At 66.8% G+C, this 11,319-nt stretch carries 11 protein-coding genes; all 11 read left to right on the top strand.

Going from position 1 to position 11,319, the window contains the following annotated elements; genetic code table 11:
* Window positions 1–820 (top strand): HNH endonuclease signature motif containing protein (locus KZA10_RS01795; RefSeq protein ID WP_218682026.1); only part of this gene is annotated, 820 nt, incomplete at its 5' end.
* Window positions 821–994: 174 nt separating this feature from the next.
* Window positions 995–2,860 carry a molecular chaperone DnaK gene (gene dnaK / locus KZA10_RS01800; protein WP_141386960.1) on the top strand — a complete coding sequence of 622 codons (1,866 nt, stop codon included), beginning with the start codon at window positions 995–997 and terminating at the stop codon, window positions 2,858–2,860.
* A gap of 2 nt (window positions 2,861–2,862) precedes the next feature.
* On the top strand, window positions 2,863–3,516 hold the full coding sequence (locus KZA10_RS01805; protein WP_055866319.1) for a nucleotide exchange factor GrpE: 654 nt from the start codon (window positions 2,863–2,865) through the stop codon (window positions 3,514–3,516).
* Window positions 3,517–3,523: 7 nt separating this feature from the next.
* Window positions 3,524–4,507, top strand: coding sequence for a DnaJ C-terminal domain-containing protein (locus KZA10_RS01810; RefSeq protein ID WP_017829652.1), 984 nt, complete (start codon window positions 3,524–3,526; stop codon window positions 4,505–4,507).
* Between the two features lie 40 nt (window positions 4,508–4,547).
* Window positions 4,548–4,961, top strand: coding sequence for a heat shock protein transcriptional repressor HspR (locus KZA10_RS01815; RefSeq protein ID WP_218682031.1), 414 nt, complete (start codon window positions 4,548–4,550; stop codon window positions 4,959–4,961).
* Between the two features lie 337 nt (window positions 4,962–5,298).
* Window positions 5,299–6,450, top strand: a complete 1,152-nt coding sequence (locus KZA10_RS01820) for a DUF4185 domain-containing protein (RefSeq protein ID WP_218682027.1) — start codon at window positions 5,299–5,301, stop codon at window positions 6,448–6,450.
* 174 nt (window positions 6,451–6,624) lie between these two features.
* On the top strand, window positions 6,625–7,992 hold the full coding sequence (locus tag KZA10_RS01825) for an ABC transporter substrate-binding protein (protein WP_218682028.1): 1,368 nt from the start codon (window positions 6,625–6,627) through the stop codon (window positions 7,990–7,992).
* Window positions 7,993–8,066: 74 nt separating this feature from the next.
* Window positions 8,067–8,993 carry a carbohydrate ABC transporter permease gene (locus tag KZA10_RS01830; RefSeq protein ID WP_105672140.1) on the top strand — a complete coding sequence of 309 codons (927 nt, stop codon included), beginning with the start codon at window positions 8,067–8,069 and terminating at the stop codon, window positions 8,991–8,993.
* Between the two features lie 10 nt (window positions 8,994–9,003).
* Window positions 9,004–9,888: a carbohydrate ABC transporter permease gene (locus tag KZA10_RS01835; RefSeq protein ID WP_256934293.1), complete on the top strand. Its 885-nt coding sequence runs from the start codon at window positions 9,004–9,006 to the stop codon at window positions 9,886–9,888.
* Between the two features lie 45 nt (window positions 9,889–9,933).
* Entirely contained in the window at window positions 9,934–11,034 is a 1,101-nt protein-coding gene (locus KZA10_RS01840; RefSeq protein WP_105672142.1) for a DUF4185 domain-containing protein, read from the top strand.
* On the top strand, window positions 11,031–11,319 hold a 289-nt coding region (locus tag KZA10_RS01845), incomplete at its 3' end, for a hypothetical protein (protein ID WP_218682030.1). The genes KZA10_RS01840 and KZA10_RS01845, both read left to right, overlap by 4 nt.

Raw genomic sequence — 11,319 nt, forward strand, 5'->3', positions numbered from 1 at the left:
GGCCGAGCGGTTCCAGGCGCGGTCGATCGAGGAGCGGCATCTCGACGCGCGGGAGAAGAGAGCCGTGTGGGTGAAAGACGTCGGCGACGGGATGACACAGCTCGGGGTGCTCGGTCCCTCGGCGCTCGTCCACGGTGTCTTCGATCGCCTGACGCAGATGGCCGACGCGATGCAGGAGCCCGAGTCCCAGGAGCCCGAGTCCCCGGAGCCCGATCGGCGCACCATCGCGCAGCTCCGCGCCGATCTCGCCCTCGACCTGCTCCTCGCCGGTGCCCCGGTCGGGCATGGCGACTCGGAGGGCTCCCTCGCGGCGATCCGCGGAACAGTGTCGATCACTGTTCCCGTCATGACCCTGATCGCGGGCGACGCGACACCGGCCGAGCTGAACGGCCGCACCCCGATCGACCCCGTGACCGCCCGCCGGTTCGCCGGTGCGGCATCCGGATGGGACCGTATCCTCACCCACCCCATCACCGGGACGGTCCTCGCGGTCGACCGCTATCGGCCGGGTTCGGATCTGAGGCGACATCTTCGTGCCAGGGATCAGCGCTGCAGATTCCCCACCTGCGGGTATCCGTCCACCGATTGCGACATCGATCATCATCGCGATGCCGTGCTCGGTGGCTCCACCGACGAGTCGAACCTCGGCCATCTGTGTCGACGCCATCATGTGCTCAAGCACCATTCGCCGTGGGCGGTCGAGCCTCTGGGCGGTGGCCTCTACGCCTGGACGAGCCCGACCGGCAAGGTCTACGTCGACCGGCCGCCTCCCCAGAACACCGTCACCTTCACCGAGGATCCCGAGGTCGCCCCGTTCTGAGTGACGCCGCCGTGCGCCCGGAACAGCGCCGAATCTCAAAGTTGAGCCAAGTCATATCAAGTTCACTTGACTCCTTCTCGACCCCTGGGTACACTTGAGTCATCGCGACTCAGGTTTTCCTGATCGCTGCAGATCTTCCGAACCACAACGAACTTCCAACAAAGGAGAGAACACATGGCACGTGCTGTCGGTATCGACCTCGGAACCACCAACTCCGTCGTCAGCGTCCTCGAGGGTGGCGAGCCCAAGGTCATCGCCAACGCAGAGGGCTTCCGCACGACCCCTTCGGTCGTGGCCTTCACCAAGGACGGGGAGGTGCTCGTCGGTGAGACCGCGAAGCGCCAGGCCGTCACCAACGTCGACCGGACGATCGCTTCCGTCAAGCGCCACATGGGCACCGACTGGACCTTCGACGTCGACGGCAAGAAGTGGACGCCGCAGGAGATCTCCGCGCGCATCCTGATGAAGCTGAAGCGCGACGCCGAGGCGTACCTGGGCGACACGGTGACCGACGCGGTCATCACGGTCCCCGCGTACTTCAACGACGCCGAGCGTCAGGCCACCAAGGAAGCCGGCGAGATCGCGGGCCTCAACGTCCTGCGCATCATCAACGAGCCGACCGCTGCCGCTCTGGCGTACGGCCTCGACAAGGGCAAGGAAGACGAGCTCATCCTGGTCTTCGACCTGGGTGGCGGAACGTTCGACGTCTCGCTGCTCGAGGTGGGCAAGGACGACGACTTCTCCACGATCCAGGTGCGCTCGACCGCCGGTGACAACCGTCTCGGTGGAGACGACTGGGACCAGCGTCTCGTCGACTACCTGATCAAGCAGTTCAAGGAGACCACGGGCGTCGACGTCTCGGGTGACAAGATCGCCCTGCAGCGTCTCAAGGAGGCTGCGGAGCAGGCGAAGAAGGAGCTCTCCTCCTCGACGTCGACGAGCATCAACCTGCCCTACCTGTCGCTGACCGAGTCGGGCCCGGTGTCGCTTTCCGAGACCATCACCCGCGCGAAGTTCGAGGACCTCACGAAGGACCTTCTCGACCGCACCAAGAAGCCGTTCGAGGACGTCATCCGCGAAGCCGGCATCAAGGTGTCCGAGATCGACCACATCGTGCTCGTCGGTGGATCCACGCGTATGCCTGCGGTCGCCGAACTCGTCAAGCGCGAGACCGGCAAGGACGCGAACAAGGGCGTCAACCCGGATGAGGTCGTCGCCGTCGGCGCCGCGCTCCAGGCCGGTGTCCTCAAGGGTGAGCGCAAGGACGTTCTCCTCATCGACGTCACCCCGCTGAGCCTCGGTATCGAGACCAAGGGCGGCATGATGACCAAGCTCATCGAGCGCAACACGGCCATCCCGACCAAACGCAGCGAGACCTTCACCACGGCAGACGACAACCAGCCGTCCGTCGCGATCCAGGTCTTCCAGGGCGAGCGTGACTTCACGCGCGACAACAAGCCGCTCGGCACGTTCGAGCTGACGGGTATCGCTCCGGCTCCCCGCGGCATCCCGCAGATCGAGGTCACCTTCGATATCGACGCCAACGGCATCGTGCACGTGTCCGCCAAGGACAAGGGCACCGGCACCGAGAAGTCGATCGTCATCTCCGGCGGCTCGTCGCTGTCGAAGGAAGACATCGAGCGCATGGTGCGCGAGGCCGAGGAGCACGCCGCTGAGGACAAGGCGCGCCGCGAGGCCGCAGAGGTCCGCAACCAGGCCGAGACGCTCGCGTACTCGATCGACAAGCTGATCACCGAGAACGACGACAAGCTGCCCGAAGACGTGAAGACCGAGGTCAAGGCCGACGTCGACGCGCTCAAGACGGCGCTGGCCGGCGAAGACGACGAGGCCGTGAAGACCGCGTTCGACAAGCTCAACCAGTCGCAATCCAAGCTCGGCGAGGCCATCTACGCCTCCTCGCAGGCGGATGCCGCTGCCGGCGCTTCGGCTGACGGCGAGGCCCCGGCCGGTGACGCTCCCTCCTCCGAGGAAGACGTCATCGACGCCGAGGTCGTCGACGACGAGGACGAGAAGAAGTAATCATGACGGACAAGAACTTCGACGAGAACCAGTTTCCTGAGTCCGCCGAAGGTCGCAGCGAGGGGTCGGATGCTCAGGCATCCGGCCCCGTGCCGCAGAACCCGGACTCCACCGAGGCGAAGGCCGCCGAGGGGTCGGACGAGACTCCTGACGACGGCGCCGATGACCTCACGGTCGACGACATCCTCGGTGCCACGCAGACCGGTGAGGCCGCGGCGGAAGACGCCGTGCTCGCCGACCTCGAGTCCACGCTGCTGAACGACCTCAAGCGCCTCCAGGCCGAATACGCGAACTACCGTCGCCGCACCGAAGAGCAGCGTCAGGTCGAGATCGAGCGAGCGAAGGGCGAGGCCGCCAAGGGCCTGGTCCCCGTGCTCGATGACCTCGACCGCGCGGCTCAGCACGGTGATCTGGTGGAGGGCACGCCCTTCGCCGTGATCGCCGACAAGGTGCGCACGGTCGTGGAGCGTCTCGGAGTGGTCGCGTACGGCGCGAAGGGCGAGGAATTCGACCCGCAGCGCCACGAGGCCATCTTCCAGCAGCCGACCCCCGGCGCCGAGAAGACCACGATCCTCGAGGTCGTCGAGGTGGGCTACCGCCTCGGAGACGTCGAGCTGCGCCCCGCGAAGGTCGTCGTCGCTGTCCCCGCGGAGTAGGTGATCGATGGCCAGCCAGGATTGGTTCGACAAGGACTTCTACAAGACCCTCGGGGTCTCCAAGGACGTCAGTGATGCGGATCTGAAGAAGACGTATCGCAAGCTCGCGCGGAAGTACCACCCGGACTCCAATCAGGGTGATGCCAAAGCCGAAGCGAAGTTCAAGGAGATCAGCGAGGCCTACTCGGTGCTCTCCGACACCGAACAGCGCAAGGAATACGACGAGATCCGCGCCATGGGATCCGGCGCTCGCTTCACGGCGAGCGGTGCGGGTGCCGGCGGCTTCGAAGACGTGTTCAGCCGGTTCGGACAGCAGGGCCGCGGACAGACGGCGGACTTCGAGGACATCTTCGCGATGTTCAACCAAGGGCAGGGTGCGAGCTTCGGCAACGGACGCTTCGGGCAGCCGAGTGGCGGATACCGCGGCTTCGGCGGCCCGCAGCGCGGAGCCGATGTCACGGCCCGCACCACGCTCGACTTCGTCACCGCCGTGCAGGGCGAGACCATCTCCCTGCAGGGCGAAGACGGCAAGCCCTTCAAGGTGAAGATCCCGGCGGGCGTCGCCGACGGCCAGAAGATCCGTCTCCGCGGTCGCGGTCGTCCTTCGCCCGATGGGGGAGAGAGCGGCGACATCGTCGTGCAGATCGCGGTGCGCCCGCACCCGGTCTTCACGCGCGACGGACTCAACCTGCGCGTCGTGGTGCCTGTGACGTTCACCGAGGCGACTCTCGGTGCGACCATCGAGGTCCCGACCCTCGGCGGCGACGTGGTCAAGCTCCGCGTCGCACCCGGTACCCCCTCCGGGCGGGTGCTGCGGGTCAAGGGCCGAGGGGTTGCGACCTCGAAGGGCACGGGCGACCTGCTCGCCGAGCTCCAGGTCGCGGTGCCGACGCACCTCGACGACGCCGCACGTGCGGCTCTGGAGAAGTTCCAGGAACTCGAGCCCGACGAGAACCCGCGGGCCGAGCTGATGGCGAAGGCGCGGCGATGACCGATCGTCGAAGCGGGCACCGGGGGCGGAGGCGTTCATGATGAATGCTGACACCCCGGTGTTCGCGATCGCGGCCGCCGCCGAGCTCGCCGGCCTTCATCCCCAGACGCTGCGGCAGTACGACCGCATCGGGCTCGTCGTCCCCGGACGCACTTCCGGCGGTTTGCGCCGGTACTCCCCCCGGAACATCGAGCAGCTGCGCGAGGTCGCCCAGCTCTCTTCCGAGGGCGTGAGCCTCCCCGCGATCGCCCGTCTGCTCGACCTCGAAGACGAGAACAGGGCGCTGCACAACCGCATCGCCGTGCTCGAGAGTGCGTTGCGCACCGAGCGCGAGAGTCGCCCCGGAGTCCGCGTGTTCGCCGCGGGTTCCGCCGGAGTCGTACCCATGCCGACCGGACGGCGCCTGCGTCGCTCGACGGAGGTCGTGCTCTGGGACCCGCGCGGGAGCGCCTAGGCCCGCCGCCGTCATCCCACCCCTCAGACCGGCTCGACCGAGAACCGGTAGGCGACGCCTTGACGGAACGGCTCCACGATCTCGGCGAGGAAGTTCACCAGCCGTTCGCGCGGATGGTCGAGGTGGGGGGGTGAAGACGCGGAGCAGGCCGCGGGGGCCGGGGATCGGGAGGATGCCGATCCGGAGGCCGTTGGCGTGGCCCCAGCGGGGCTCGGATGCGGGGTCGCCGGATGGGCGGGGCCACCGCTCGGCGCGGGAGTCGGACAGGCCGAAGACGCTGGTGTGTTGAAATCGATTTCGCTAGATTCGGGTTCATCATCGCCGATCGAGGAGGATCATGCCCCGTGTCACCATCGAAACCCGCCGGACCGTCGTCGCGGCATCCGTCGTCCTCGTTCTCGGCCTCGCCGGGTGCGCCGGAGGAGGCGGAGTGAGCGTCGACCCCGATCAGGACAAACCCTTCGTGCTCGGGGGCATCTCTGGCCTCACCGAGATCGCGCAGCTCACCGGCCCCGACGCGATGAACGACACCGCTGCGGTGTCGGTCGCCGGCACGGATCTGGGCTCGATGACCAACGTCGGGGACAAGACGTTCTTCTTCTTCGGCGACACCTTCGGCGAACGCGACCCCGAGTCGATCGGGGGCCAGGGCGGCTTCTGGCGGTCGAACGTCGCGGCGTGGACGACGGACGACGACCCCGCCGACGGCATCGGGTTCGAGGGGTGGGTGGAGGACGACATCGGTCTCGCCGCCCCGCTCATCGAGGGCGATCACGACGCCAACGGCGCCGGCGGCGAGGTCACGAAGATCCCCACCTACGGCTTCGCGATCGGCGACACGATCTACGTCTCGTACATGTCGGTGCGGTTCTGGGGCGAGCCGGGTGCGTGGGATGCGAACTACGCGGCGCTCATCGTCTCGCGGGACGACGGGCAGTCCTGGGCGCCGGTCGAAGGCGTGGAGTGGCCGGGGGATTCGAATTTCGTGCAGGTCGCGACCGCCGAGGTGACCGACGGCGGTCAGGACTGGATCTACTTCTGGTCGATCCCGTCCGGGCGGTTCGGGGGCGTGCAGCTGATGCGCGTCCCGGCCACCGAGGAGGCGGTCGAGGACCAGGCGGCGTACTCGTACTTCGCCGGCGTCGACGGCGAGACGCCGCAGTGGAGCGAAGACCTGGCGGATGCCGAGACCATCGTCGAAGGGACGATCGGCGAGCTCTCGGTGATGTGGTCGACGTACCTCGAACGCTGGATCATGACGTACTCGGATGCCGGGAGCGCCTACATCCGCGAGGGCATCACGCCGTGGGGCCCGTGGGGAGACCCGATCGAGGTCGTGCCGGGCGCCGACTATCCGGGTCTGTACTCGCCGTATCTGAATCCGCGCTATGTCGACGACGACGGGAGGCGGATCTACTTCACGCTCTCCCTGTGGGACCCGTACAACGTGTTCTGGTTCTCCGTCGACCTCGAGCGCGCCGACTCGTGACCTGGGTCGCGCCGACTCGTGGGAGAGGACCGGATCCCTTGCGTATGAAATCGATTTCGCCTAATCTGACGCATACCCGGTCACTGAGGATCCACGGGCGCGGCCGGTGTCCGTCGGCGGCAGCCGAACACACAGCAGCGACTCGACGAAGAGTCCGTTCCTGAGGAGGAACCCATGAGAATCACCACACGTACGCGCAGGGCCACGCTCGCCGCTCTCGGCGCGCTCACGGTCGGCACGATGCTCGCCGCCTGCGGCTCCGGCACGCCGGGCGAATCGGCGGGCGACGGCGGCGGAGAGGACGGCGTCACGACCGTCCAGTTCTGGCACCGCAGCTTCACCCCGGTCGAGAACGAGTGGTACGCCGACATCGTGAAGAAGTTCAACGCCTCGCAGGACAAGATCAAGGTCGTCGACACCGAGGTGCCCGCCGACGCCTGGGATCAGAAGATGAAGGCCGCACAGGCCGCAGGCAAGGCGCCGGACCTCTACACCAGCTCCGCGAACCTGTACGACCTCGTCAACGCCGGGCAGGTGCACGAGCTCGACTCGATCGTCCCGCAGGAGGCGCTCGATGAGATCCTCGACAACGCCACCTCCATCTCCGAGATCGACGGCACTCACTACGCCTACCCGCTGCTGCTCGAGCCGCAGACGGTCCTGTTCTGGAACACCGACATGCTCGACGCGGCCGGCGTCGACTCCTCGGCAGCGCCGGAGACCTGGGAGGACCTGCTCGCCGCGTGCGCGAAGATCCAGCCCACGCTCTCCGACGGCCAGTACTGCATCTCACCGGCACAGGATGCCGTGACGCTCGCCTGGTCGACCGTCGGACAGCAGTACAACTTCGCCGGCCACCTGGCGCTCACCGACGACTGGACCGCCCCCGACATCGACAACGACGGCTACCGGGATCTGATGGCGCAGTACAAGGAGCTGTGGGACAAGGGATACATGCCCAAGCAGCCGCTCGCCGCCTACGTCGCGGGCGAGGACTTCGGTCAGAAGAAGGTCGCCTTCAAGGTCTCCGGCTCGTGGATGATGTCCGAGATCGGCTCCGACTACGCCGACCTCCTCCCCAAGACGGGCGTCGGGGCCTTCCCGAGCTCGGCGGATGCCGACGGTCGCACGGCCACCACGATGGGCAACTTCACGTGGGTCGTCGACGCGAAGAGCAAGTCCCCCGAGGCCGCAGGCGAATTCCTCTCCTGGGCGATCGCGGGCGACCCCGAGAACCTCGTCCCCTTCTTCGTCGACACGCAGTTCACCAAGGTGCCGGTGCGTCAGTCGGTGCAGGACGCGGTCGCGTCGAGCGAAGAGGCGGCGAACGCCCCCTGGTCGAGCATCATCGTCGACGACATTGCCCCGGACGCCATCGCCGGATCCACCTACCCGTGGGATGTGAACCTCGCCGTGGGCACCGCGATGGAGTCGGTGATGAAGGGCTCGGCATCCGCGGATGACGCGATCAAGACCGCGGATGCGGCGATCCAGACCGTGATCGACCGTGACGGCCTGCCGGACAAGGCGCCGAAGAACTGACACCGCTCGCTGTTCGGGGGCCGGGGGTCCCGGTCCCCGAACAGTCACGCATCCGACATCACGACGAGGTGGATATGGCCAGTCAGGCTGTGGAAGAACGCCGGGCGATCCGGCAGCGGAAGAACCGCTATCGCTATCGGGACAACAAGACCGCGTACTGGTTCCTGCTGCCGCTGGTGCTGCTGCTGGGGATATTCGTGATCTGGCCGGCCATCTACGCCGGATTCCTCTCCTTCCAGGACTGGAGCTTCTACAAGGACCCGGAGTTCGTCGGGATCCGCAACTACCAGAACGTGCTCAAGGACCCGCTGTTCCTCGCCACGATCGGCCGCGGATTCCTGTTCGTGCTGATGACCGTGCCGGTCATGCTGGTCCTCGCGTTCCTGTTCGGGAGCCTCGTCGTGACCGTGTCGCGCCGAGCCGCTAGCTTCCTGAAGGTCAGCATCTACATCCCGACGATCATCTCCGCCGTGATCGCATCGATCATCTTCGTGCTGATCTACAACTACTCCGGCGGGCTCCTGAACGCCTTCCTCGGCCTGTTCGGCATCGACCCGATCGCCTGGATCGGCGACCCGAAATGGGCGCTCCTGGCCATCGCGGTCCCCGCCATCTGGCTCGGCATGGGCCTCACCTCGCTCATCATGGTCGCGGCCATGGTCGACATCCCCGCGGAGTACTACGAGGCCGCCGCGATGGAGGGTGCCAACTGGTGGCAGAAGACGGCGTACATCACGATCCCGCAGATGAAGAACGTGATGCTCTACCTGCTCATCACGGGCTTCGTCGCCGCGATCCAGCAGTTCGAACTTCCCCTGGTGATGACCCAGGGCGGGCCGCTCGACTCGACCACCCTGCCGAACCTCTTCATCTTCAACCACTTCCGCCTCGACGTGAACGTCGGCTACTCCATCGCCGCGGCCCTGGTGCTGTTCGTGGTGCTGGGGACGATCTCCGCGCTCGTGTTCAAGTTCGTCAACTCCGAGAGGCTGGTGGACTGAGATGGCCGTCATGCAGGAGACCACACGCATCGTCCTGGCCGGCAAGGAGCCGCGCTCGCCCCGGCTTCCCCGCAGCACCGGCGGATGGCTCGTCGCCGTCGGCAAGGTGATCCTCGGCGCGCTGTTCATCATCGCCTCGCTGTTCCCGCTCGCCTGGATGGTGATCGCCGGGTTCAAGTCGAAGACCGAGGTCGTCGAGACCCCCTTCCAGTTCTTCCCCGAGGTGTGGCTCTGGCAGAACTACGCGCAGATCCTCGCCGACCCCACGTTCCTGCGAACGCTCGCGTGGACCCTGTTCGGCGCCGTGCTGTTCACGGTGGGGAGCCTCGCGGTGAACTCGCTCGCCGCCTACGCCTTCGCCCGCCTCGACTTCCGCTTCAAGGGCATGATCTGGGCCATCGTCATCACCACGATGTTCATTCCCGGCATGACGATCCTGCTCACGAGTTTCATCGTCGTCACCCGGTTGTCGATGCTCGACACCCTCGCGGTGCTCGTGATCCCCGGGCTGGCGAGTGCCGCGATGGTGTTCTTCATCCGGCAGTTCTACCTCAACATCCCGAAGAGCCTCGAGGAGGCCGCGATGCTCGACGGCTGCGGCCGATTCGGCATCTTCGTGCGGATCTTCCTGCCGCTGTCCAAGCCGCCGTTCGTGGTCATGGGGATCACCGCGTTCCTCGCCTACTGGAACTCGTACGTCTGGCCGATCCTGACGATCACCTCGCCGGACAAGTTCGTGCTCCAGCAGTACCTGGCGACGTTCCGGTCCGAGCGCAGCACCGAACTCGGGCTGCTGATGGCCGGATCCGTGCTCGCCGCGGCACCCGTGATCATCCTGTTCCTGATCTTCCAGCGCCAGATCATCGGCAACATCAAGATGGCAGGTCTCAAGTAGTACGAGTACGAGCACGACACCATGCGGTACCGAGAGGAGAGGTCGATGGAGACCGAGAGCACGCAGGGGCCACGGATCAGTCGCAGGGGAGTGCTGCAGGGGGCAGCAGTGGTGGGAGCGGCGTTCTTCGCCTCGACCGCACTGCCGGCGCCGGCGGCAGCCGCCGGGCTGACCGTGTCGCGGATCACGGTGCTCGCCGGTACCCAGAGTCCCGTACAGTACGGCATCGGCGCGACCGACCTCGGCATCCCGGTGCGCACACCGGACGGCCGGATGCTGTTCATGTTCGGCGACACCTGGGCCGACGGCGTCGGCGGCGCGAACTGGCGCTCGCCCGTCGCCCTGTACTCATCGACGACGAATCTCGCCGCCGGTGTCACCTTCAACGGGAGCGCCGGTGCCGGCGCGGACACCCAGGGCGTCGCACCGCAGCTCTGGTACTACCCGCACGACGCCTACTTCACCACGGTCATCCCCTCCGACGTGATCACGATCGGCTCCCGGATGTACCTGCACGCGATCGTCAACGGCCCGCACTTCGGCGCCGTGCGCTGGACGGAGCTGTGGAAGTCGGACGACAACGGCGCGACCTGGCAGCACACCGGACTCCAGTTCCCCGCCGACATGGCCGGCGGGAAGTTCCAATGCATCACCTGGGGCGAAGGCAGCGACGGCTACGTGTACATCTACGGGACCGGCTTCCAGCGCGACAAGGGCATCGTGCTCTATCGGGTGCCCTCGAACGACATGACGACGCTCTCGGCGTACCAGCCCTGGGGGTTCGCGAACGGCTCCTGGGGGTGGGGCAAGCCCGTCACCGAGGTGCTCTCCGGCCAGTTCGGCGAGATGTGCCTGCGACCGCTCGGCGGCAAGTGGATCCTCACCTGGTTCAATTCGGGGGCGTACCGGATCGACGCGATGGTGCTGAACACCCCGACCGACAACCTCCACACCGCCGCGAAGACCACCCTGCTGCACGGCACCGAGTGGAACACCGAAGACGCCTCGCACGTTGCACAGCTCTACGGCGGGTACATCATCCCCGGGTCGACCCTGTCGGACCTGCACCTCAGCGTCAGCCAGTGGAACACGGGGAACAACAGCGTCTACCACTCGGAGCAGTTCCGGGTGCAGGGACTGGTGTGACGCTCCTCTCCCTCACGGGTGCCGGCGGGACGGGGAAATCGACCGCGCTCGTCGCCCTGGCGAGGCTCGAATGGGGGCGCCCGTTGGACTGCATCGAGTTCGACTCAATCGGCGTCCCCGAAGGTGCGGACACCGAGTGGCGTCACGGTGCGATCGAGCACTGGGTGCGGGTCGCCGTCGACGCTCAGCGAGAGGGGCGAGACGTGCTGCTCTGCGGCCAGGTACCGCCGGGCGAACTCCTCGCCGCGCCCTCTGCCGACCTCCTCGACGGCCTGAAGGCGTGGC

The organism is Microbacterium sp. BF1, from assembly GCF_019279095.1.
Lineage (GTDB): Bacteria > Actinomycetota > Actinomycetes > Actinomycetales > Microbacteriaceae > Microbacterium > Microbacterium maritypicum.

Excerpts from the sequence above, each read along its gene's own strand:
- KZA10_RS01820 (WP_218682027.1), top strand. The coding sequence starts at position 5,299 with ATGCCCCGTGTCACCATCGAAACCCGCCGGACCGTCGTCGCGGCATCC.
- KZA10_RS01825 (WP_218682028.1), top strand. The coding sequence starts at position 6,625 with ATGAGAATCACCACACGTACGCGCAGGGCCACGCTCGCCGCTCTCGGC.
- dnaK (WP_141386960.1), top strand. The coding sequence starts at position 995 with ATGGCACGTGCTGTCGGTATCGACCTCGGAACCACCAACTCCGTCGTC.
- KZA10_RS01805 (WP_055866319.1), top strand. The coding sequence starts at position 2,863 with ATGACGGACAAGAACTTCGACGAGAACCAGTTTCCTGAGTCCGCCGAA.
- KZA10_RS01810 (WP_017829652.1), top strand. The coding sequence starts at position 3,524 with ATGGCCAGCCAGGATTGGTTCGACAAGGACTTCTACAAGACCCTCGGG.
- KZA10_RS01840 (WP_105672142.1), top strand. The coding sequence starts at position 9,934 with ATGGAGACCGAGAGCACGCAGGGGCCACGGATCAGTCGCAGGGGAGTG.
- KZA10_RS01830 (WP_105672140.1), top strand. The coding sequence starts at position 8,067 with ATGGCCAGTCAGGCTGTGGAAGAACGCCGGGCGATCCGGCAGCGGAAG.
- KZA10_RS01815 (WP_218682031.1), top strand. The coding sequence starts at position 4,548 with ATGAATGCTGACACCCCGGTGTTCGCGATCGCGGCCGCCGCCGAGCTC.
- KZA10_RS01835 (WP_256934293.1), top strand. The coding sequence starts at position 9,004 with ATGCAGGAGACCACACGCATCGTCCTGGCCGGCAAGGAGCCGCGCTCG.